This window comes from Paenibacillus sepulcri, assembly GCF_042647105.1.
Classification (GTDB): Bacteria; Bacillota; Bacilli; order Paenibacillales; family Paenibacillaceae; genus Paenibacillus_Z; species Paenibacillus_Z sepulcri.
In genome coordinates, this window is record NZ_JBHRUP010000001.1 from 2519026 (window position 1) to 2541590 (window position 22565).

Here is a 22565-nt window from a genome sequence, read left to right on the forward strand (position 1 = left end):
TGCGATCACTCTCCATCCGTTTCATTGCCGGCATCGTCTTCGCCATTCCTGCTGTTCTCCCTGTACCGGCTTGGCGTAACTCTCGTATGCTTCTTGAAGATCCGGCTAAAATAGCTGTGCTGGTAGCCCACATGCTCGGCGATATCATTCAATTTCATGTCCGTTCCCCGCAGCAGCTCTTTTGCTTTCTCCAGCCGCACTTCGGTCAAATAATCAATAAAGTTGAGGCCGGCCGCCTGCTTGAACATGCGGCTCAGCGTATAGGAGCTCAGTCCCTCCGCTTCTGCAAGCGAATCAAGCGATAGCTCCTCCATATAGTTCTCGTGAATTCTCGTGACGACCCGATCCACTGCCTGCTGCAAAAAAACGTCCTGTTTACGCGTCATTTCCTGCATAAAGGGCGTTATAACCTGGTTCAAAAACCATCGCTCGATCTCCTCCGGCTCCTTGATCTGGCACAGCTGCCCGTATAGATTGGCCCCTTCGTAAAGCTCGCTGAGATTGACCCCGGTCTGCATCATCGAATGCTGCACGGACCCGAGCAAATGAAGCATGCCCTGCTGCACCCACAGCTCCTTGCCCGCGGATACCCGCAGCTCCTGAAGGAACTGCTTGACTGCCAGCGCCGTCTCCTCTTCAAGCCCTGAGCGGAAAGCGCGGAGCACCTCTTTTTCCAGCTGAAACGGGAACTCGGAAGCCTTCTCCCCCTGCGTCACCCATCTGCTGAGGTCGATAATCTGATTATCCTCCTGCAAATCGCGGAAACGCAGAGCATGCCTTGCTTCCTCCAGCGTCGCCGGAACATCCTTAATCTGCGATACCGGCCGTCCGAGGCCAATCGCGACTCTCACATGCAGGAATGTATTCAGCCTGCTTGTGATGTCGTGGAGCAGACGGTATATGCGGTCGCGCCACTGGTCCAAAGGCTCCTCCAGCGTATCGCCCAGCAGCAGGCCGATCGTCAAATCATGAAAGTTAATCGAATCCGCCTGCTCAAAGGCCTCCTCGGCCAGCTCCTGCACAATATTTGCAGCGGCAAACGTGACCAGCACCTCGTCGCCTTCGGAGAAACGCCCCATCAGGCTTGAGAATCCGAGCAGCTGCACGAATACGACCGTAAACCGGCTGGCTCCCGCGTCCCAGCCCAAATTTCCCATCCGCTCCTGCAGATCCGACTCGGACAAATAATACAAATACCCTTGGGCAAACTGCAGCAGGAAGCCCTCGCGAACCTGCGGCAGCTGGCTTTCCAGACGCACCTGCAGCGTCTGGCTCTCCCGCGTCACATCATTCCAGACGCTCTCGAACAGCTCAAATTCATCCCTGCCGGCATGCTTGGCCTGATTGCCGTGTCCGCCAAGCAGGTTTACAAGCCGGGCCACCGGCTTATAGAGCCGCTTGGACACGAACCAGGACAGCACAACGGCCAGCAGCAGCCCGAAGCAGCTGAAGCCAAGAATAATCCGCGATATGAACACGACTGGTCCGGTCAATGCTTTGAGCGGCGTTGCCGAGATATAGATCCATTCCTCGCCGAGCCGGTTCAAAGTGCCGTACGAAACCGAGTAGCTCTCCTCCTGCCACTTGAAGATAAAATGATCCTCCGCCGCGTGCTCCTCCAGCACCCGTGCGCGCAAAGCTCCGTTCAGGCCCTTCGCGTCACCGCCCTGCCCGAAGGGCGGGATCCATTCCCCGTTTCCTTTCATCAGAAACGAAGTTCCTTCGTTGCGGGGAGTCAGGATTGTGACAATCTCCTGCAGCTTATCCGGATCGACGGTCACCAGGAACATCCCGAAGGGACGGGGGCTGCCGCCCGGAATTTTATGAATCAGCGACAGAGGAGCCGCCAATTGCGGCTCCTTGCCTGCTGCTCCTTGTTCGGGATCTTCCCCTTGCCCGATGTATCCCTCTTGTTCGGGATCGAAGCCGCTCCATGCCGCCTGATTCTGCTGATTCATCATAATGTCGTGGTACTCCTGGTACTGATCGTCCGTCAAGCGGACAAAACCCGCCTCGGTAAACAGCAGCGGAGCCGGCTCTTCCACATACAGCCTGACCTGCTGGATAACCGGATTGAGCTGCTTCATAACGAGCAGCGTCTTATAAATATCCTGTACCTGGTTGTAGCCATAAACCGGGTCCAGCTGCTTCAGCTTATCGTCAAACTGCGGATCGAACGCCCAATGAGAGAGGGAAATTTCCAAAGCGGCAAATTGATCGTCAATGCTTTGGCGCGCCTTTTCCAGCTGCTCCTGATGGAGCCGGTTGGTTTCGCTTGCAATTTGCTCGCTGCCGACAAAATAAATCCCCGTTCCAATCAGCAGCCCCGGCAGGCTGGCAATAACAATGACCGTGACCAGACTGCGGCGGAAGAAGCGTCCTTCACCTTGAAATCCGTACACTGAGCGAAGAAATTTCTTAATGCTGTTCGTAGAAATCGTAAGTCCCCCTTCCCTCGCTTCAAATAACCAATTAGGGATGAGGGACCTGATGTCCTTCTTATCTGAACAACTTTTTATCCCTTAATGGAACCTACCATAACGCCTTGGGCAAAATGCTTCTGCAAAAACGGATAGATGCATAAAATCGGTACGGTCGCGATGACGACCGCCGCCATCTTGAGCATTTCCGCCGGAGGAGGCTGATGGAGAGGGTCCGCCTCGGCGAGCGGATTCTCCGCCAGCATATTTTGCAGAAGCACCTGAATCGGCCATTTGTGATAGTCGTTTATATAAAGCAGCGCCGTAAAATACGAGTTCCAGAACTCAACCGCATAGAACAAGCCGAACGCCGCAATCGCAGGCAATGACAAGGGCAGCACGATACGAAACCACGCCGTTATTTCATTACAGCCGTCAATGGCGGCGGCTTCGTCAAGACTGTCCGGGATGTTGTCAAAAAAGCCCTTCATCAAAATAACGTACCAGCCGCTGGACAGCACAGGCAGGATGAGCGACCAGATATTATCGATCAGCCCCAAATTTCGGACAAGCATATAGTTCGGAATAATGCCGGGATTGAATAAAATCGTAAATAGGATCAGCATCAGGATAACGCGTCTGCCCATCAGCTTTTTCCTCGATAGCGTATAGGCCAGCGAAGCGGTTATGATCAGGCTGCAGGCTGTTCCGGCAACGGCCAGAAAACCGCTGACGCCGATTGCCCGGATGATGGTCGGACTGCTTAATAAATACTCGTAGGAGTCGAAGGACCAGGTTTCCGGAAATAAAATGATGGTTCTTGATAAATATTCCCCAATATCCGTAAATGAAACGATAAACACATAATAGATCGGAAATAAGGTGATTAAAGCAACGACAGTCAGAAATACGATATTAGCGGCATGAAACGTCCGGCTTCCGGTGCTGTTGTCCATTTGCTTCACCTCCCGTCAATAGACGCCTTCCTCGCCGAATTTTTTTGCAAGTTTATTCGCAGCAATAACCAGCGTCAGCCCGATGACCGATTTAAACAGCCCTACCGCCGTACTGAAACTGAACTGCCCCTGCTGGACGCCGAGCCGGTACACATAGGTGTCGAATACTTCGGCTACATTCGATACAGCTCCGTTATACATGAGGTAAACCTGCTCGAAGCCGATATCCATCATATGGCCCAGACGAAGAATCAGCAAAATGAAGATGACATTGCGGATGGACGGCAGTGTAACATGCCACATTTGCCGGGCTTTGCCCGCTCCGTCCATTCGGGCCGCTTCATAAAGCTGAGGATCGGTTCCCGCAATGGCCGCAAGGAAAATAATCGTTCCCCAGCCGGTTTCCTTCCAGATCGTCTGCACCGTCAGGATGATCCAGAGCAGATGGGGATCGTTCAGAAACTGGATTTTGGCCATGCCCAAAGCCATCAGAACCTCGTTGACAAATCCGCGCGATACGGACAAGAGCATGAACGTCAGACCGGCAATGATGACCCAAGACAGGAAGTGGGGCAAATAGACAACCGATTGAATGATCCGCTTGAATACTTCGTTCTTCAGCTCGTTCATGAGCAGGGACAATAAAATCGGCAGCGGAAAGAAAAAGACTAGGCTGAGTATATTGATCATCATCGTGTTTCGAAACAAAATCCAGAACTGAGGATCGGAAAAGAAGCGCTGGAAATGCTGGAATCCGACCCAGGGGCTGTTCCATACTCCCGCTATAGGGGAATAATCCTGGAAGGCAATGACGACTCCCGTGATGGGGATATATTTGAAAATAAGAAAAAACAACAATCCGGGAATCGCCAAATAGTACATATATTTATCGCGTCTTAACCGTCTGAAAAAAGTTTGCAGCCTGCCCCGCTTCTCATAGCCCGCTATGGTGCCTGCGTAAGTGTGCTGATCGGCCATTCTTTAGCAGCCTCCTCTCTTGAAATGTCCAGTGAAAAAAGACGGGCTGCGCATGCGGAACCGTCTTCTAATCACCGCGCTTCTTGCTATTGTTAAAGAAAGCCCCCAGCTTTCCTTGCCGGTTGGGGGCTTGGATTCTAATAAGGCTCATTCATCACTTGCCGCTTCGCTCCTGATAAGCATCGTTCATTTCCTGAACGATTTTCGTCATTTGCGGATCGCTTTTCATTTTATTAACGAAATCATCCCATGCGGTGAGCGGCGCAACACCCAAAATAACTTTCGTCTTTATATCCTGAGCCTGCTTGGCAAGCTCCGGACCGTAGGATTGGAAGGTCTCGGAATAAAGTCCGATGCTTTCGTCCGGCTTGCTTGTTTTGGCCTTCTCGTCCTGCAGCTTGGTATACAGATCGATGCTGGCTTGAGGAAAATTACGGTGCAGCGAGTTGGCATACGGATCGGCTACGTACACGATCTGATTATAATTTTCGATGCCGGAAGCCTCGTATTTATCCTGGATCGGTTCCTTATTGCCGTCTTTGACTGTGTAATGCGTGCCTTCTATTCCCCATGTTTGCAGATCGAATACTTCCGGAGTCATCCACTTGTCAATCGCGGTCAGGATGGCATCCAGCTTTTCCTCAGGCACTTTCTTGGAGATCGCGAGCATGCCCAGGAACCCGGGGCCTTTCGGGTTGTAACCATTAATTGAAGTAACCGGGTAGAACGCCTGCTCATCCTTGGCGGTGGGATCGACCTTGCCCAGCTTGCTGATCATTTCCTGCATATTGCCTGTTTTGTCGGCGATGATGCCGGCTTTGCCGGATGCGTAAATTTCATCGACCTGGCTTGGCTTCAGGGAAGCGAAGTCGGCCGGGATCAAACCGTCTTTATAAGCCTTGTTCAAATACTCCAATGCCTCTCTGGTTTCCGGCAGCAGATCCGCATTCTCCAGCTTGCCGTCACGAACGACCCAGCTCCCGGTTGCTCCCGTTCCATTTGCCCCGGTAAAGCTGTTGATAATGATGCCCAATGTTCCCATATCTGTCGGCAGCACATTTGCTGTGAAGCCGATTGTATCGTCCTTGCCGTTCCCGTCGGGGTCCTGTTCTTTAAACGCTTTCATAACCGTGTACAGCTCATCGGTTGTGGTCGGCACTTGAAGGCCCAGTTTATCCAGCCAATCCTTGCGGATGACAAAATAACGCGCGCCCTCCGCACCGCGGGGTCTCGGAATGCCATAGTTTTTGCCGTCCTGCATTTTGGACGCTTCCCAGGCTGCAGCCGGAACCTGTTTGAGAATATTGGGGTATTTGCCGTACAGCTCAGTCAAATCCCAGAATGCTCCCTGCTTCGCCGATGTGCGGAATACCGTGGAGAACGGATCGTCAATCATGACCACATCCGCAATATCGCCGGATGACAAGCTTACATTGAGGCGCTCCTTGTAGTTGTTGGCGGATACCCATTGAATGTCCAGTTTGGTGTTCGTCGCCTCCTCAATCGCCTTTTGCACATCGCCTTTGGGATCAGGCGGATTTGCGGTTGAAAACGCACTCATAATTTTGATCGCTGTTGGTGCGCTTGCCGCTTCTCCCGATGCTCCGGATGGGGCATTTCCTTCGCTGCCGCCTGGCGAAGCATTTCCGCTGCAGCCCGACAATACCGTCAAGCCGAATACCAGTGCCGCTGCCAGCATCATTTGTTTCTTTCTTTTCATGTACATCCTCCCTTTTCTTTGCGGTCAACATTGAAGCAGTGATTGTTGAATACCTGTGATACGACTTGAAGTCTATATGAGTACGCATTTTCCAACAAGCTGACTTTTTTGTATCGCCGGATGGGCATGCATTTGCACATTTTTGCAATTATCAGGGTTCTGCAAGAGAGGGATAAATGCGCCGGAACCCGCAGCACTGCAGCGTTTTGAGGTACAAGACGAGTTAGAAGCCCCCTGCCCGCAGCAATCCCTTCCGGGTTGCCTGAAGCGATATGGAAAAATCGCCCCCTGCCTTATCAAAGGCGGGGACGATCCGGATGTTTGCGTCTGATGCGGTCTTATCGGCCGCATATCTGAAAGTCTGACCGGTGTGCAGCCGGTCATTATCGAATCGAGACTTCGAATTGCTTAATTCTCAAGCAGCCCCTTGATCCGCAGCAGGCGCGCATCCCCTTTTCCGCAAGGTTCTCAACTCAGCTTCCTGCGGACAGAATCGCCTAAGTCAGTGAAAACCTGAGGATACTCCTTGCCTGCTCCATGCTTCAGGCCATTATTGGCTCAAGGTGTAGAGGTAGTAACATAATCCGTCGGCGTACCTGGATGTCCCAGCTGCCTCAGAATAGCCGTGATATTCCCCCGGTGGTATGTCCCGTGATTTACTAGGGTGCTGGATGAAATCCACATACCGGGCCTTAAACTCCCCCGAGGGGCACATGGCTTCAATATGTTCATGTATCGCGATAAATGCCCGAAAACGATTACTCAATCCGCTCATCATCCCGCCAAGCTCTTCAATAGTCTTGCCTTCTGTATCCGCCACCAAACGATTCGTGGATTCTTTTAATTCCTCTACATATTCGGCTGACATGTCGGTTACACCGCCTCCGGCAAGGAACGCCAGCCAATTGCAATCGATAACATAAATATGCGTCATGGCATCGTAGATTGTCGGGAACACACTTACAATCTCCGAACGGTACACTTCATCGGAAAGCTCCTGTAAATATGCACATACCTTCTGGTTAGCCCAAACATGGTAATCGTACTGCTGCAATGCATGCTGTTTCAATTGTTTTTCCCCTTTCAATGGGGAATCACGCAGTTTATGGGCTATTATGCGCTATGCCCCTTACGAGTTGTTTGCCCTGGAAAGTTGTTCGTTCTCATTTCAAACGCCTCCTCTTTCTTGATAACCAATATTTTAGCATATATGAGGCACTCAAACCGCCGGTATTTGAAGTTCACCAACGGGAAACCAATCCTTGGATGCCGTATCCTTCAGATACACGCGAATGGGGTAGTCTCCTTTTGCGCTGAACGTATAGTCAAATTCGCTTGACCGAAACCAAAACTTCTCTTTTTTATCTTCAATGTGCTGTGTTTGAATGGTTTTGGTTTCGTCGTTGGGGTCGGTTATCTCTATTTTCAGATCGGAGATGTCAGTTTGCAAATTATCCACCTGCACAAATACAGTGAATGTATTGCGGGAACCCCCTTTTACTCCCCCAAAAATCTTTTGATCGTCATCCAATACTGCAATATTAACATTTGGCTTATAGATGTTCACTGTGTTCCTGGATTCATCCCATGAGACTAATGTGTGGCTCGTATCAGATAATTGATCTACAGACAGGTAAGCCTCCCCCTCGGATAACAGGCCTTCCCGGTCTTGCAGTACATTGTTGAAATAAACGGCTATTGCCGAATTGTTCGATGCCGCATAAATCACGGTTCCCCCCGAAAGAATCATGGTCATAAATAACAAGACATATCTTCTTAGCTTCATCTAAGCTTCCTCCTTTTTATGGTCTATGTTGGTTATACCTTCCATATTTTAGAAGGTTGCGCTTATCCAATAAGGCATACAAAAAAAGGAGCCGCCTGTAGCAGCTCCTTCATCATGTTTATGAATGATTTTAAATAAAGCCTCCATTGACACGAATGGTTTGTCCGGTAATCCACTGAGATTCTCCGCTTGCCAGGAATAACACGACATTCGCAACATCATCAGGCTTTCCCAAGCGTCCGAAGGCGTTCGTTTTGCGGGTAGCATCAATTTGCTCCTCCGTTTTGCCAACGGTGAAAAGCTCCGTATTAATCGGGCCTGGCGCAACCGCATTGATCGAGATCCCTTTGGGACCGAGCTCTTTGGCAAGCTGGCGGGTAAACTGCTCCACGGCTCCCTTGGTTGCAGCATACACACTGTAAGTAGGGAACATCTGACCGACAACCGAAGTGGAGAAGTTGATAATACGGCCGCCGTGTTCCATATGTTTTGCGGCCTGCTGGATCGCAAAGAAGGTCCCTTTTACATTAATGGCAAACTGCTTGTCAAAATCCTCTTCCGTCATGCTTGCAATCGGTTTGGTTATCATAATGCCTGCGTTATTGACAAGAATATCGATTCGTCCGTAGACCTTCAATGTCTCCTCAAACAGCTTCTCCACTTCAGCTGCGCTGCTGATATCCGCCTGGATGGCTGCCGCTTCCCCCCCGATGTTCTTGATTCCGGAAACAACCTCTTCCGCTTTGCCCGGGCTGCTCGCATAGTTAACCACTACCTTGGCCCCGTTCCGTGCCAGCTCCTCAGCTATTTCACGACCCATTCCTCTTGATGCGCCTGTTACTAACGCTACTTTGCCTGCAAGTTTGTTTTCCATTATGATGAACCTCCCAATTTTCTAATTAAAGTATTATGATGACCCAACTTTCCTTGGACAAACCAATCATCGTTCATTCAAAGCCAACCCTGTATGTTCAACTCGTTCTTGTTGATATGATTATATAATATCGAAAATCAATAATCAAGTGACATATTTTAATTTTTGTCATTTGTTTATCAGGGTAACAAAAAAGAGAAAGTCTTTCGGACGGTTAGCGTCAGAAGTTCTTCCTCTTGTATATCATCGAGTTATCCCCGAAAGGAGCAGGTCCCAGACGGCATCAAATTCCTGATCAATCGTGGAAAGCGACCATTCATAGGCATGCGCCGGATGATGAAAGCGTGAAGTCGCGATAAACATTGCATTGGCCATTAGCTCAGGCTCACCTGATTTAAACTCAAGGAGCTGCATCCCCCTCTCGATGATTCGGGAAACCTGAAGAATGAGGTTGTGGATATGGGACTTAATCATGTCCACAGATTCCAGGGTAACAGCTGTATACATCGCGAACATCTCCGGGTCTTCCGCGGCGTATTTCCTTTTACTTTGTACCAGCGTTTCAAACCACAACCGCAAACGTTCGGCAGCCATGCCTTCAGACTGTATGGAGATCGTGGCCAGGGGATCGGATATCTGATGCAGCCAGCGCTCGGTCACCGCCTCCCTCAGAGCGGCTTTACTGGGAAAGTGGCGGTAGATGGTGCCATGACTGACTTGAAGCGCGCGGGCCACATCCACAACGGAGGTTTTGTCTGGTCCAAAGCGCCGCAGCACCTGCTCTGCCGCATCTAAAATCGTTTCTTTCGTTAATGGCAGATCATTTATCATATTCTAGTCGAAGAGCAAACAAATCCCGGTATAGGAGCCGGTTTTATTTCCCTGCCCTTCTTCTCAACCTCCTTGTTTATATTACAACCAACCATAACATAACAATAATAAAGTATCAATATTGTTATTTTGTTATTCGCCTCCGGTCTTTCATTGCTTCATGCATGCTGTTTGCGGCACTGTTAATCATAAATAGCCTTGTAGAACAGATACTCATTGAAGCTTGGCCACATCTCATCAGTAAACCATAGTTCGGACATCGAAGACTGCCAAAGCAGAAAACCGCTTAATCTTTTCTCCCCGCTTGTTCTGATGATAAGTTCCGGATAAGGGGATTCGGAGGTGTTACAGGAAACGTTCGAATTCCTCTTCGGTAAGCTCATGCGCTCCGTCCTTCAAATACGACTTCAATGCATGGATTATTTCACTGCGTCCACAATAATTCACAGCAAAATTAACGGTCATATCCGTGTTCGATTTTGTTAGTGCGGCGGCGTGTCTCATCATGTCCTGAGTTTCTGCTGAAAATCTGGAGATGTCGCCAATAAAGTTTATCCTGATCTTGTTTCTGTTCATTTCATCCAATGTATCATCGGTTATAAATTCATGAATCAGACTGATAATATAATCAATCTCTGCCCTGGGACGCTTCCAGTTCTCCGTGGAGAAGGCATACAGAGTCAGAAATTCCACGTTGTTTTTCCTGCAAAAGCGTATGGTTCTTCTCATGGTCTGCATTCCTGCAAAATGTCCTGCTGTACGAGGCAATCCCCTTCGGGTTGCCCACCTTCCATTACCGTCCATCATGATCGCGATATGTCTTGGCAGAACGGCATTCCAATTAATTTTTTCCCTCCAAAACCTTGCTCGTACCGAATGATTTAAGCCAAAAAGCAAGTTCCACACCGCCTTTCTTGAATATACATTTCTAGCGATTTACGCTCTTCAGCAGTAAATAAAATAAGAGGAGATGCTTATTCTCCTCTTATTTTTTACCTGCTATTCAATGTCTCACCAGGATAACCAACCGCTGGTTCGCTGATCATTGTGCAATAATTTATATTCTTCACGCAGGATCCTTGTATGTTTCATTTCCAATTTATTTTACCATATTTGGATTCTTGTTTACTGCAGTGAATTTACGATGAAAAGAGAGCAATTTACTTCTCTTGAAAGGACATCTCGGATTGCATGATATGATAGCCATTTTCATCATGTGTGATCACTTTTATATAGCTGCTGTTCGCATCAATTAACCATACCGTATCTTTATCGATTTGAACGGTTGAAATTTGGGAAGTCGCCGCCTGACCGGGAATACCAGTAAGATGGAGCGATCGTGTATTTTCAAATGAGGTCGTTAAACGGTTCACCGCCCAAACCGTTAAAATTGTAAGCCAGATCATCATCAGACCAAGAAATATATTGTTTTTGGACATATCATTCTCTCCTTCAACTGGAGAAGAGGAGGAAGTCAAGCGCTAATCCGCCCCTGCCCTCTTCGAATTATTTTCTGGCTATAATCATGAAGCGTTTGGAGTTGGTCTTGATTCCTTTGCCGGTCTGGTTTTCTTGAATGAATGCTTCAAGTTTGGCAAAATCATCCGAGCCTTGACCGAAATTCGGGATGATCGGGGTATGCTTCAGCAGGAACACCAGGTCTTCGTATGTTTTGTAATATTCCGTTGCATCGAAGTCAAACGACTGGATATCGCTGAACCCGGCTTCACTCAATTCTGAACTATATTTATTTTTCAGTGTCCCGTCCTGAGCCGCTTTCTGGCCTCTGCCAAAAGCTCGGATGAGATTGAGCTTATCGTCTTCGCTTACTTGCTGGGTCAGGAAAACACCGCCACCTTCTAAAACCCTGGCAATCTCCTGTGCGGAAAAGGGCGCATGCCGGCAGGACACCACATTAAAAAATGCCGCAGGAAAATCGATTTTTTCAGCATTCATTGGCAAAATGCGCACATTGGATTTTTTCGATTGTTCCAGGTTGGCAAGTGCCTCTTGAATCATGCCGGGTGAATCGTCAATTCCCACCAGGAGTGCAGCACAATCGGCTATCGATAAGAGAGCTTCCCCGCCGCCAGTCCCGATATCCAGCAGCAGATCGGATTTCCTGCACCTCCGGGTAACCTCAGAATAAAAGTCCCATTTCACGCCTTCAGACTCGCATTGCACCTTACTGAAATCCCAACCGTTTAATTGTCCAACCCGATCGTAAAACTTCCTGTATTCCAACTCGTTCATATCGTTTCTCCGCCTTTTCAAATGAGATCAAAAACCGAGCTGCCGGCACCCATTTTTTCCTCTTTCTGTATTCGAGTTTTCCTCTGCTTTTCCCTCCTTATCACGACGCCAGCTTGGCTTCACATGAAAAAAGCAGCCATCGTGCAAGGGCACACGATAACTGCTTCTTTTAGCAGGCTTCAGCTCTTACCGGTAATCCGGCAGAAAATGTTGATTTACTTCGAGCATCTCATCCACCAGAGCCTTAATGGTGTCAATCGGCAGCTCTGCGGAAGTATGCGGGTCAAGCAGAGCAGCATGGTAGATATGCTCGCGTTTGCGGGTTACGGCGGCTTCTATGGTCAGCAGCTGCATGTTGATGTTCGTCCGGTTAAGCGCAGCAAGCTGCGGCGGAAGCGCGCCGAACCGGGTCGGCGTCACGCCCTCTCCGTCTACGAGACAGGAGACTTCTACGCAGGCTTCCTCGGGAAGGTTCGAGATCAGGCCGCCTGTGTTCAGGACGTTGCCCGCGATTTTGAACGGCACGTTCGTCTCCATGGCCTCCATAATATAGGAGGCATATTCATGCGTACGGACATGGGATACCGACGTGTTGTGCACCAGATCATTCATCGCCTGCTCCCAATACGCCTTGCTGCTGCCTCCCCATCCCTTGAAATTTTCCGTAGGGACATTGTATTTTTCCAGAAGCTCCGGATACGCGTTCTTGATAAAATAAGGCACGTACTCGGCTCCATGCATGCTGGACTCGGTTACATAGTAGCCGAAGGTTTTCATCATCTCGTACCGGACCATATCGTCATGCGGTCCCGGCCTTGCGGCCGCCCGCCGTTTGATCTCCGGGTAGAGATCCTCGCCGTTCCGCGTAATATCCAACAGCCAGGCTTGATGATTAATGCCGGCAATCCGCCAGCGCACATCTTCGGTACTCATACCCAGGCCTTCAAGAAGCTCCTTGGCACATACCTGCACGCTGTGGCAGAGACCGACCGCCTTAATGCCGGTTTCCCTCAAGACGGCTCCCGTGAGAATCGCCATCGGGTTCGTGTAATTCAGGAACCAGGCGTCGGGACACAGCTCTTCCATATCCCGGGCGAATTCCAGCATGACGTCAATGGTCCGCAGTCCCCGGATAAGGCCGCCCATTCCCAGCGTATCCGCATAGGTTTGCTTCAAGCCGTATTTGCGCGGAATTTCGTGATCGCTGCGGATGACGGGCTCGAAAGCACCGACGGAAATCGCGTTGATCACGTAATTGGCTCCTTTAAGCGCTTCCCGTCTGTCTGCATAAGCCTTGATGGTCGCCTTCCCGCCAAGATTCCGGTTCAAATTGACAAGCATCTTCTCCGATTCCTTCAGGCGCTCCAGGTCGATATCGTGCAGCGCGATATGCGCATCGGCGAGAGCCGGCGTTAGCATGCAATCCCCCAGAACGTTTTTGACGAAAATGGTGCTGCCTGCACCGATGAATGCGATTTTTGGCATGGCTTCTCTCTACTCCTTTTTTTTGATGTGCTCCTGCTAATGTGTAAATAATATCTGTTCACCCGAGAGCCGCTCCAGTGCCATGTGATCTTCCGACCGCTGTTGTACCCTTGGCATGGCGCCTGCGCTTGGGCGATTACCCCTTCACGCTTCCCATGACAATGCCCTCCGCGAAATACTTCTGCAGGAAGGGATAGACGAACAGGACAGGAAGCACCGCGACGAATACTTGAGCCGCCTTCGACGTCCGGTCGGATACCTCGGCCCACTTCAAGACATCATTCGCCGTCATCAGCGATAAGTCGCGGTTGATGATAACGGTCTGAAGATAGCTTTGCAGCGGATAATTGTCCGGCCTGTTCATCAGTATCAACCCGTCGAACCAGGCGTTCCAATGCGTGACAATGCAGAACAACGTCAGTGTAGCGACTGCCGGAGCCGACAAGGGAACGGCAATCCGCCACAGCGCCTGCCATCTGCCTGCCCCGTCGATCTGTGCGGCCTGATCGATCTCATCCGGCAGCGATTTGAAGAAATTCAGCAGCAGGATGACGTTGAATACCGGCACCGCTCCGGGAAGAATAAGCGCCCAGAACGTGTCGATGATGCCAGTCATCTTGATGGTCATATACCAGGGAATCAATCCCCCGCTGAACAGCATGGTCAGGACGAAATACCAGGCATAGAAGTTCCGGAAACGAAATTCCCTGATTCCCTTTGACAAGGGGTAGGCGATCAAGATCGTAAGCAGCATGTTCAGCGGGACGCCAACAGCCACCCTGCCCAGTGAAATAAGGAAGGCTTGCCCGAACTCGGGCTTGCTCAGGACAAAAGAATAGGATTTCAGGTTAAAGCCGACAGGCCAGAGACTCACCTTTCCCGATCCCACTGCGTCGCTGGAGCTGAACGAAATGGCAAGCACGTTCAGCAACGGAAACAGACAGGCCACGGCTACCGCCGTCAGGAACAAGTAGTTGAACGCGAGAAACGTCCGTCTGCCCATAGATGCGTGTTTATTCATGATCAACCCACTTTTCCTAGAAAATCCGATAGTTCGTCAGCCGGTAAGCGAGTACGTAGGACACGCCGATCATGACGAAGGAGACGACCGATTTAAACAATCCGACTGCTGTTGCTACGCCGTAATTGGCATTTTCAAGCCCGATGCGAAAGACTAGCGTATCGATAATATCGCCTGTTTTGTAGACCTGCGGGCTGTACAGATTGAATACCTGCTCGAAGCCCGCATTGAGCACATTCCCCAGACTGAGCACCGACATAAGCACGATCATCGGCAGCAGGGCGGGCAGCGTCACGCTCACCGTCTGCCGGATTCTCCCTGCCCCATCAATTGAAGCGGCTTCATAGAGGGCCGGATTGATGCTGGTCAGGGCAGCCAGATAGACTATCGTTCCGTACCCGAATTCCTTCCAGACATCGGTCAGCGCCAGCGTGTAAGGGAACCAGCCGGGATCGCCCAGAAAATAAACGGAGGGAATGCCGAGCGAACCAAGCAATCCGTTGACAATGCCTGTCGATGGAGAGAGGATATCAATCAGAATCCCGCTCAGAATGATCCATGACAGGAAATGCGGAAAATAAATAATCGTCTGCACACTCCGCTTGAACAGGCGGTGACGGGCTTCGTTCAGCAGCAGGGCGAAGGTGACGGGAACGATAATGCCCCCGATCATTTTCATTCCCGCGATGAAGAAGGTGTTGCCTAGCACGCTTAACGTTCCGGGGAGATGCAGCATGTATTCGAAGTTCTTCCATCCAACCCAGGGGGAATGAAACATCCCCTTGGACGGAACAAATCTCTCAAACGCCATTATGATTCCTGCCATCGGCACGTAGCTGTAGACGAGCACCAGGAGAAATCCGGGAAGAATCATCAGGTGAAAGGGCAGTTCCCGGATGGTCTTACGTTTCATTGCGTATTCGCCTCTTCCCTCCCGGAGGAAGCTCTCCCTTAATGGGAGGCTTGCCAATCATTCACTTCTCCGGTAATCGTACTGCCGCCAAGATCATTCCACTGCGTTGCAAATTTATCGAACCCGTCGATGGAGCCGCCCATGATGATTTGGGTAAACACTTCAAGCTGCAGCTTCTGAAGCGTCGCATTGTTATCCGTCATTCCCTGCGTCGGAGCTCCGTAGTAGGCATCGTCGACAAGCTGGGATTTCTCGGAGTAGCCTTCGATAACCGCCAGTGCGCCTTCAGGACCGTACATCAGATTATTGCCCCACATCTTGTTGTCTCCTGCGCGGTAGGCCAGAATATTGTCGTAGTAGCCCTTCTCTTCCGTATTCAGAGCAGACGGATCCTTGGAATCCAGCGCCTTGACCACATTCAGATGAGCGTCCAGGTTCTTGCGCGGCGCTTCGCCGTAGAGGAGCGCGTATTCGAACAGCGCGATGTTGTTGCTTGAGCTGTACACATCCGGCTGCGCCGTTTTGCCCCAAAGCTTCTCGAAGTCAAAATTCAGCAGCTTGACGGCCGCTTCCGGATTTTTGGCTCCTTTTTTGACCACATAGTACGTGCTGATGGCAAAAGGCACCTGAGCCTTGGCCGGCTGATCATCCGCCGAAACGATCGGAATCGCCCTCCATTCCATGGCGGGATCCACATTCTTGCCGTCCTGGAGCCAGCCCGCATTCCAGAAGAAGCCGTAGAATAATCCCAGCTTGCCGGCATTGGCGGATTCGCTTACCTTCGTTGCATCCTTCGTGCCGAATTCCTTATCAAGCAGTCCATTCTTGTACATTTCCTGCAGTTTGAGCAAAGCCGCCCTCGTCTCAGGCTGTACGCTTCCATAAACCAATTTGCCGGAAGCATCCTTCACCCAGGTGTTGGGGTAGGAATGAAATCCGTTGAAGAAGCCCTGCATACCGGCGTAGAACCCGAAAATATCCTTGTTGATGCCCAGGCCGTAAGTATCCGCTTTGCCATTGCCATCCGGGTCGTTCTTGACGAAAGCCTCAGCGGTTTTGATCACATCATCCATCGTCTTCGGCTCAGGCAGCCCCAGCTTCTTCAGCCAATCGGTCCGCACCCACAAAACATGCGTTTGGCCAAGTCCGGAGGTCATGTTAGGAAGGCCGTACAGCTTGCCGTCGAAGGTTGCGGATTTGATGGCATTGCCTCCGTCCTGCGACATGATGTCCTTCGTAAGCCCGGATCCATATTGATCATAGAGGGAGGTCAAATCCTCCAGTGCATCGTCTTCGACAAGGCCCTTCAGCTGCGATGCGCTGACCGGCGTAATATCGGGCAGATCGCCCGAAGCGATGGCGATATTCAGCTTCTGGTCATATTGGGCGGTAGGCGTCGTCCATAAGTATTTGACTTTAACGCCCAGGTCGTTCTCATATGCTTTCGACCAGACGTTATTTTCAAGCGATTCCCCTTCATTGTACTTCGTTCCCTCGGTTATCCCCCGCACAGCCGTTACTTCAATCGGCGGATCATATTTGCCCAAAGGCTCTGCCGGAACATCCGGTTTGGGAGTTTCATTGGCTGGTGCGTTCGCTTCGGGCGCCGCTCCTTCGTTATTCCCGTTGCCCCCGCTGCATGCTGCCAGCGTCAGGATGAGAATGACGGATAGTAAAAGCGCAATTCCCTGTTTTCGATTTTTCATGATGAGGATATCACCTTTCCCCTTATCTATTTTCTATTGCACCATGATTATAGCAAACGCTTGCACAGCCCCGTGAGCGGCTCTGATTCTAAGTAAGTTCGAATATTTTCTTCTCATTGGAGCCTGGAGAAAATATTCGCCGCAGCTTTTGAAGAAAATGTTCTCTCTCGGCTGATGATTCATCATAAAAAAGCACAAAAACCCGATCGCGTTCAGGCTGAAAGGCCGTGATCCGCTCTCGGGTTTGGATAGAATCAGGCTCGCTCCGCATGCCGCTGTCTGTATTCGCTTGGCAGCAGTCCGGTTTGTTCCTTGAATAATTTGCTGAAGTAACGCTGATCCGTAAAGCCGCATTTCTCGGCGATCCAATAGACGGGATGGTTCGTTGCAATGAGCAGCTCCCTTGCCGCATGCAGGCTTGCGGCCTGCAGGAAGTGGCTGAACGTCAGCCGCGTAATACCGCGGAAGCTGGTGCTGAAATAACTTTTGCTCAGGTTCACCAATTGGCTGATCTCACTCTGCTTCATATGCACGCCAGGCTGCTCCGTGATCAGATCAACCGCCTTGACGATTGAGCGTATGACATCCTCGGAATAGGCGGAGCTACGCAGCCATGCGGCCAACTCAGCGCGAAGCCCTTGCAGCCAGACTGCTGTCTCCTCCCCAGGCGGACTGGACCATTTGTCCCAACCGAACATCGGGAAGCTCCGCCTCCATCGTTCCATGGCGGCTAGCAGAATCGGCTGAAGCTCCGCAGCATCGCTTCCTTCCAGCTCCGCGACCGCATCCGCCAATGCCTGGAAGCTACCGTCATCCATGACCCACAGCGCTCCCGCCGCCCGCTCGGCTGCCGCCTTCCGCGCATGCGCAGGCTTCGTTTTGACAAGAGCGCTCCCTGGAAGATCCTGGCGGACAGCTCTGAGGATTCGCTCCATCGTGAGGTCCAGATCGATCTCCTCAAGCTGGGTCTTGACGATATAATCGACCGCTCCCATGCGAAGCGCTTCCTGGATGAAATCGAAATCCTGATGACAGGTCAGAATGACGACCTTGATTGCGGGATCGAGCTCCTGCGCTTGTCTGACCAGCTCCAGCCCTGACATCCCGGGCATCGTAATATCGGTCATCAGCAGCTGGATGGGGTGCGCCCGCAGAAACTCCATGGCCTTCTCGCCCGTCGCCGCTTCCCCTGCAATCTCAACTCCGAATTTATTCCACGGGAACATTAGCCGCATCCCTTTGCGCACCAGGCTTTCGTCATCCACGATCAGGGCCTGAATCAAGGACATCCACTCCTCTTAAGGTATCCGGGAGCCGAATAGCGATCGTCGTACCGATGCCGGCTCCGCTTTCAATCATCAGCTGCGCTTCTGCGCCATAATAGACGGATAACATTTTTTTCACATATCTTAAACCGATCCCAAGCCCCGACTTGTGCAGCTGGATGTCACTTTCCTCCAGCATCTCCAGCAGCTTTTCTTCCGGCACTCCCTTGCCATTGTCTGTCACCCGCAAATAGAGCGCATGCTTCTCCCGGGTTATCGCAACTTCGATTTCACCTTTATCGTCGTCGTCGAAGCCGTGATACAGCGCATTTTCCACAAGCGGTTGAAGAATGAACCGCGGAATCGGAACATCAAGGCAGTCCGGGTCTACGAGCAGCTTCACATTGAAGGAATGATCATACCGGATATTCTGGAGCTCGATATAATCGCGGACGGCGTCTACCTCTTCCTTCACGGTAACGATAATATTCTTCTTGCCCAGATTATAATGCAATACCCTCGTAAAAATCGATACCAGCCTCGCAATATTTGTCTGACCCTCCAATCTGGCCAGCCATTGAATCGTATTCAACGTGTTATGAAGAAAATGCGGATTGATCTGCACAAGCAGCTTCTCCACCTCGAGCTGGCCTCTTCGCTTTTCCTTGTCCTCCACATCCGAGATCAGCTCCGATATGCGCCGGCTCATTTGGTGAAAGTTAGCCAGTATGTGATTGAACTCCGCAAGCCCGGTTGCCGATACGCTCGTCAGAGACGGATTGTAGCTGAATCTCGTGATTTCCCTGTTGATGATGCGTATAGGTCTGTACACCATCCGCCAGATCAGCCAGGCGAGAACGATGCCCAGAATGAGCGAGAACGAAGCAAACAGGATAAACTGCGACAGCCATTTGTTCATCTCGCGGTTGTATGCATCCTTGGGAATAAGCTGGTATAGCGTCCAGCCCTGCCTTCCTGCAGCCTGAAAGGTCTGATACGTCCCTTCTGGCACAGCAAATGTTGTCCCGATATCAACCGACTCATCCGCCATATTGCTGAATGCAGCCTGCCCCGTCGGCGTCGTCAGCACATGATATACGGGATAATCCACCGTGGAATCCGGCTCGGCTGCAGCAGTGAACAGCGCTTCGAGTCCGACGACCTTCGTCTCAATATAGGCATAGATCGAGCGCCCATTCCCATATTCCAGCTTGCGGAGCAGAGAGAACACGAGCTCCTGCTGATTTCCTTGGTCCAGTGATTCATAAGGCCCATAATAAGTGAACAGCTTCTGCTTGAAGAACGCTTTCAGATTTTCCGGCTTGAAATTAATCTTCACACTGGCATTGGGAAATAATAAAGGCTCCGCCAGCTCCGGCGCGTAATAGAACATAACCCCCAAATTGGGGTTGGAGAAATTCACGTTCGCTACGGACTGATTAATATTGCGGAACAGGATCGAACGGTTGAACGAATCCTTGCTGGTTATGAACGTAACAACGTCCCGGCCGATCCCGCCCTCGATATCCATCAGCTGCGACACCCTGCCGAGTTCATCGAGCTTCCGTTCAAGCTCGTCCCGCTCCCGCTGCACCGTATCCAGCCAATCCGCCTCGATCTTCTGGGTTTGCACAATATAGATCCACCGGTAAGAGATATACCCGGTCAGCAATATAGGAATGATCGTCGCGATCGTCAATATAATGGCCAGTCTGCCCTTGAGAGACCTGATCAATGAAAAGCGGTGGTCCTGTTCCATGCGCCAGGCGCCTCCAATGCGATGAGTGTAGAGAACAGGATTATCTTATCACAAGGGTGGTGGGTAATGCAGTGTGGAACTTTTAGCATGAATTTTTGCAGCTGAATTGTTTCATGGTGATTATTGTTTCCGGCATACCGAAAAACCCGCCGTGTGAGGTCGGGCTTTTTTGGTGTGGAGGCAAGGGAGAGAATTGGATAAAATGACCCGAACGCTGCTTGCGCAGCATCGGAAGCGCCGCTCGTGTTACGTTTACGACACCGAAGAGGTTCGTCTCGATCTGGGTACGAAAGTCCTCCCCCTCCATTTCTTCAATCGGAGCACTATTGGCATAACAAATCACGGCTTTACCTGGTTCAAACGTTACATCGCCGTCTTCCCGGGATCCCATAATTCACGGGTAATACTATATATATTATGATGTTCCCACTTTCCATTAATTTTCAAATAATATTCTGAGAAACCCTCATAACGAAATCCTGCTTTTTCAAGAACCCGAATGGATCCGACGTTCCTGGGCATAACGGCGCCTTGTACCCTATGTAATGCTGCGTGCCCGAATGCAAACTGGACAGCCAAATAAACGGCTTCGGTGGTTAATCCCCTTCCGTTAAATGCTTCATCCAGAAAATAACCAATTGTACAACTTTCCCATGCGCCAAGAACAACATTGCTTAAATTAACCCTTCCGACCAAGCGACTATTATCATTTAAGAAGATTCCAAAACCATATCCAGATCCGTTCTCCCAGCTTTGATGCACTTTTTCAAGTAATTCTCTTTGTCCTTCTGGGCTATAGTGAGAATCCGCAATGATAGGTTCAAATGGCTGAAAAAACTGTCGATTTCGAACACGCAGATCAAGCAAGGAATTCATGTCCTCCATTTGAAGTCGACGAATAAAAATTTGTTTAGAGCTAAGCTGCATGTTATCCCTCCTATCAATATCATATCACTCAAACAGCCTTCCCGTTATACTCCCGCAGATGAAAGAAGAGGTGCTGCTTGGCACCCCCTTGGAGCTGAAATTTCGATCTTCGGTACCTGCACATTCTTGAAAAAACAACCTCAAACGTGTTCTGAATTACAATTCCTGTTAGTTATAATATCATTTGAGACAAAAAAAGCCCATTCTAGATGGACCGGCTCCTCTGAAGTAGTCGGCCACTGAACGGATTGTCTGCTCGCGGCAAATAGCCGGCTGCCCTGGAGTTCAGGACAACCGGCTTAATTCGTCGGGTCATCTTCAAGCGCTGCCCGTACCGGGCAGAGTCGGTTGCCGCAACACTTGTAAGTTTATCCGACTCGGATTTCATTTTAACTACAAGCGATCCTACAGCTCCGGACATCCACCATAACATTGGCTGTTCCAGCAAATTCAGTTACGGCCGTTAGTCTTGCATATTGCCGGTTAAACTCTCTTTAAGATAAATACGAAATACCGGTAAGGGACTCCGACACATCCCACAACTGTTTGGTAATCTGCGGATCATATAATTTCAGAACGGACGTGTCCACCTTCGGATACCCTTTGTTTCCGCCTTTTCCATCCGGACCGATGTATTCGCCTCCCTTGAGTACGGGATAAGTTGCCGCATACAAGGTCGGTAAAGCACCCATCTCCGCGGATTGCGGGGCTAAGAGTGCCTTAACAATTTTCATAAGGGGTCCTGTTTTTTCGGATCCAAGCGAGAACAGATTGGTATTCGCTCTTCCCGGGTGGCTGCCCAGACTGATGGTATTCGAGCCGCTTGCCCTCAACCGTACATTTAACTCTTGGGCAAATAATGAATTGGCTAGCTTGCTTTGACCATAAAATTTCACTCTGTTGTAGCCATTGCTGCCATCGAGATTATCGAAATTAATTTTGGCTCCTCTTATAGCGGTACTGCTTAGAGTGACGACGCGAGAAGAAGGGACATGACTCATCATCGGCAACATAAGTCCAGTAAGCGCAAAATGACCGAGATGATTACTGCCGAACTGGAGCTCGAAACCATCCTTGGTTTTTTGAAAAGGCGGGGTCATGACGCCGGCATTATTGATGAGAAGCTTAAGCGAATCATAAGATTGCTTATACTCTTGGGCAAATCGGCGGACGCTGGAAAGATCGCTAAGGTCCAGCTTCATCATTTTCAGCGATGCGTTCGGATACTCTTTTTTAAGTTGTCTGGCGATCTCCTCTCCTTTTTCTAAATTTCGAATGGCAAACACCACCTCGGCGTCTTTCGATGCAAAAGCCCGAGCGGTTTCATAACCGATACCGCTGCTCGCGCCGGTAATCACCACTCTCGTCCCTTGTTGATTCGGCATTTTTTCGGCTGTCCAAATGTTTTCCACAATGATTCCCCCCGTCATATTATTAATTCAACTATCGTTGTTTATTTAACTTATGTTGATTATTATATAGAATTGACAAGCTAATTCAATCGCTAATCAACGCAGTTTTGTTTCATATCCAACAACTTCGCCGGAAATGTTCAATAATAAAAAAGAAGGAGTCCCTAAAGGCTCCTTCTTTCGGCTAGATGCTGGTCTGTGAATATGAAACTCACATTTTTAGTAAATAATTACCATATTTCCAAAATCGATAAACTTC

General features: G+C 50.1%; 21 protein-coding genes. All 21 read right to left on the minus strand.

Going from position 1 to position 22565, the window contains the following annotated elements:
* Nucleotides 1-5 precede the first annotated feature (5 nt).
* The gene (locus ACFOLF_RS11175; RefSeq protein WP_210038163.1) at nt 6-2402 is read right to left on the minus strand and encodes a helix-turn-helix domain-containing protein; all 2397 of its coding nucleotides are present in this window, start codon (nt 2400-2402) and stop codon (nt 6-8) included.
* Between the two features lie 113 nt (nt 2403-2515).
* On the minus strand, nt 2516-3376 hold the full coding sequence (locus ACFOLF_RS11180; protein WP_210038162.1) for a carbohydrate ABC transporter permease: 861 nt from the start codon (nt 3374-3376) through the stop codon (nt 2516-2518).
* 15 nt (nt 3377-3391) lie between these two features.
* A complete protein-coding gene (locus ACFOLF_RS11185) occupies nt 3392-4354 on the minus strand; it encodes an ABC transporter permease (RefSeq protein ID WP_210038161.1) in 963 nt (320 codons plus the stop codon).
* 154 nt (nt 4355-4508) lie between these two features.
* Complete coding sequence (locus tag ACFOLF_RS11190; RefSeq protein ID WP_210038160.1) at nt 4509-6074, minus strand: extracellular solute-binding protein; 1566 nt, start codon at nt 6072-6074, stop codon at nt 4509-4511.
* Nucleotides 6075-6624: 550 nt separating this feature from the next.
* A complete protein-coding gene (locus ACFOLF_RS37990) occupies nt 6625-7143 on the minus strand; it encodes a DinB family protein (protein ID WP_446686460.1) in 519 nt (172 codons plus the stop codon).
* A 150-nt stretch (nt 7144-7293) separates the two neighbouring features.
* On the minus strand, nt 7294-7860 hold the full coding sequence (locus ACFOLF_RS11205; protein ID WP_210038159.1) for a hypothetical protein: 567 nt from the start codon (nt 7858-7860) through the stop codon (nt 7294-7296).
* 130 nt (nt 7861-7990) lie between these two features.
* Entirely contained in the window at nt 7991-8734 is a 744-nt protein-coding gene (locus tag ACFOLF_RS11210; RefSeq protein ID WP_210038158.1) for an SDR family oxidoreductase, read from the minus strand.
* Nucleotides 8735-8977: 243 nt separating this feature from the next.
* A complete protein-coding gene (locus tag ACFOLF_RS11215) occupies nt 8978-9565 on the minus strand; it encodes a TetR family transcriptional regulator (protein ID WP_210038157.1) in 588 nt (195 codons plus the stop codon).
* Between the two features lie 182 nt (nt 9566-9747).
* Nucleotides 9748-9948 (minus strand): undecaprenyl diphosphate synthase family protein, encoded by a 201-nt coding sequence (locus ACFOLF_RS11220; protein WP_210038156.1) that lies wholly within the window; start codon nt 9946-9948, stop codon nt 9748-9750.
* Nucleotides 9911-10471, minus strand: a complete 561-nt coding sequence (gene uppS, locus ACFOLF_RS11225; protein ID WP_379113920.1) for a polyprenyl diphosphate synthase — start codon at nt 10469-10471, stop codon at nt 9911-9913. The genes ACFOLF_RS11220 and uppS overlap by 38 nt, the downstream gene beginning before the upstream one ends.
* A gap of 254 nt (nt 10472-10725) precedes the next feature.
* On the minus strand, nt 10726-11004 hold the full coding sequence (locus ACFOLF_RS11230; protein ID WP_210038154.1) for a hypothetical protein: 279 nt from the start codon (nt 11002-11004) through the stop codon (nt 10726-10728).
* A gap of 67 nt (nt 11005-11071) precedes the next feature.
* Nucleotides 11072-11818, minus strand: coding sequence for a class I SAM-dependent methyltransferase (locus tag ACFOLF_RS11235; protein WP_210038153.1), 747 nt, complete (start codon nt 11816-11818; stop codon nt 11072-11074).
* Nucleotides 11819-12004: 186 nt separating this feature from the next.
* Nucleotides 12005-13303, minus strand: coding sequence for an alpha-glucosidase/alpha-galactosidase (gene melA, locus ACFOLF_RS11240; RefSeq protein ID WP_210038152.1), 1299 nt, complete (start codon nt 13301-13303; stop codon nt 12005-12007).
* Between the two features lie 136 nt (nt 13304-13439).
* The gene (locus tag ACFOLF_RS11245) at nt 13440-14324 is read right to left on the minus strand and encodes a carbohydrate ABC transporter permease (protein WP_210038151.1); all 885 of its coding nucleotides are present in this window, start codon (nt 14322-14324) and stop codon (nt 13440-13442) included.
* 16 nt (nt 14325-14340) lie between these two features.
* Complete coding sequence (locus ACFOLF_RS11250; protein ID WP_210038150.1) at nt 14341-15237, minus strand: ABC transporter permease; 897 nt, start codon at nt 15235-15237, stop codon at nt 14341-14343.
* 38 nt (nt 15238-15275) lie between these two features.
* Nucleotides 15276-16943, minus strand: coding sequence for an extracellular solute-binding protein (locus ACFOLF_RS11255; protein ID WP_210038149.1), 1668 nt, complete (start codon nt 16941-16943; stop codon nt 15276-15278).
* 254 nt (nt 16944-17197) lie between these two features.
* Nucleotides 17198-18232, minus strand: a complete 1035-nt coding sequence (locus ACFOLF_RS11260; protein WP_210038148.1) for a response regulator — start codon at nt 18230-18232, stop codon at nt 17198-17200.
* Nucleotides 18201-19967, minus strand: coding sequence for a histidine kinase (locus ACFOLF_RS11265; protein WP_210038147.1), 1767 nt, complete (start codon nt 19965-19967; stop codon nt 18201-18203). Before ACFOLF_RS11265 ends, ACFOLF_RS11260 begins: the two co-directional genes overlap by 32 nt.
* Before the next feature lie 82 nt (nt 19968-20049).
* On the minus strand, nt 20050-20358 hold the full coding sequence (locus ACFOLF_RS11270; protein WP_210038146.1) for an SDR family NAD(P)-dependent oxidoreductase: 309 nt from the start codon (nt 20356-20358) through the stop codon (nt 20050-20052).
* A complete protein-coding gene (locus ACFOLF_RS11275) occupies nt 20331-20894 on the minus strand; it encodes a GNAT family N-acetyltransferase (RefSeq protein ID WP_210038145.1) in 564 nt (187 codons plus the stop codon). The genes ACFOLF_RS11270 and ACFOLF_RS11275 overlap by 28 nt, the downstream gene beginning before the upstream one ends.
* 494 nt (nt 20895-21388) lie before the next feature.
* Nucleotides 21389-22306 (minus strand): oxidoreductase, encoded by a 918-nt coding sequence (locus ACFOLF_RS11280; RefSeq protein ID WP_210038144.1) that lies wholly within the window; start codon nt 22304-22306, stop codon nt 21389-21391.
* Nucleotides 22307-22565: the final 259 nt, after the last annotated feature.

Bases quoted from the DNA above. Each gene is read 5' to 3' on its own strand.
- ACFOLF_RS11260 (WP_210038148.1), bottom strand. From the start codon at position 18,232: ATGTCCTTGATTCAGGCCCTGATCGTGGATGACGAAAGCCTGGTGCGC.
- ACFOLF_RS11215 (WP_210038157.1), bottom strand. From the start codon at position 9,565: ATGATAAATGATCTGCCATTAACGAAAGAAACGATTTTAGATGCGGCA.
- ACFOLF_RS11210 (WP_210038158.1), bottom strand. From the start codon at position 8,734: ATGGAAAACAAACTTGCAGGCAAAGTAGCGTTAGTAACAGGCGCATCA.
- melA (WP_210038152.1), bottom strand. From the start codon at position 13,303: ATGCCAAAAATCGCATTCATCGGTGCAGGCAGCACCATTTTCGTCAAA.
- ACFOLF_RS11270 (WP_210038146.1), bottom strand. From the start codon at position 20,358: ATGGGATCCCGGGAAGACGGCGATGTAACGTTTGAACCAGGTAAAGCC.
- ACFOLF_RS11265 (WP_210038147.1), bottom strand. From the start codon at position 19,967: ATGGAACAGGACCACCGCTTTTCATTGATCAGGTCTCTCAAGGGCAGA.
- ACFOLF_RS11205 (WP_210038159.1), bottom strand. From the start codon at position 7,860: ATGAAGCTAAGAAGATATGTCTTGTTATTTATGACCATGATTCTTTCG.
- ACFOLF_RS11185 (WP_210038161.1), bottom strand. From the start codon at position 4,354: ATGGCCGATCAGCACACTTACGCAGGCACCATAGCGGGCTATGAGAAG.
- ACFOLF_RS11230 (WP_210038154.1), bottom strand. From the start codon at position 11,004: ATGTCCAAAAACAATATATTTCTTGGTCTGATGATGATCTGGCTTACA.
- ACFOLF_RS11235 (WP_210038153.1), bottom strand. From the start codon at position 11,818: ATGAACGAGTTGGAATACAGGAAGTTTTACGATCGGGTTGGACAATTA.
- ACFOLF_RS11250 (WP_210038150.1), bottom strand. From the start codon at position 15,237: ATGAAACGTAAGACCATCCGGGAACTGCCCTTTCACCTGATGATTCTT.
- ACFOLF_RS11190 (WP_210038160.1), bottom strand. From the start codon at position 6,074: ATGAAAAGAAAGAAACAAATGATGCTGGCAGCGGCACTGGTATTCGGC.
- ACFOLF_RS11180 (WP_210038162.1), bottom strand. From the start codon at position 3,376: ATGGACAACAGCACCGGAAGCCGGACGTTTCATGCCGCTAATATCGTA.
- ACFOLF_RS11220 (WP_210038156.1), bottom strand. From the start codon at position 9,948: ATGAGCTTACCGAAGAGGAATTCGAACGTTTCCTGTAACACCTCCGAA.
- ACFOLF_RS11245 (WP_210038151.1), bottom strand. From the start codon at position 14,324: ATGAATAAACACGCATCTATGGGCAGACGGACGTTTCTCGCGTTCAAC.
- ACFOLF_RS11275 (WP_210038145.1), bottom strand. From the start codon at position 20,894: ATGCAGCTTAGCTCTAAACAAATTTTTATTCGTCGACTTCAAATGGAG.
- ACFOLF_RS11255 (WP_210038149.1), bottom strand. From the start codon at position 16,943: ATGAAAAATCGAAAACAGGGAATTGCGCTTTTACTATCCGTCATTCTC.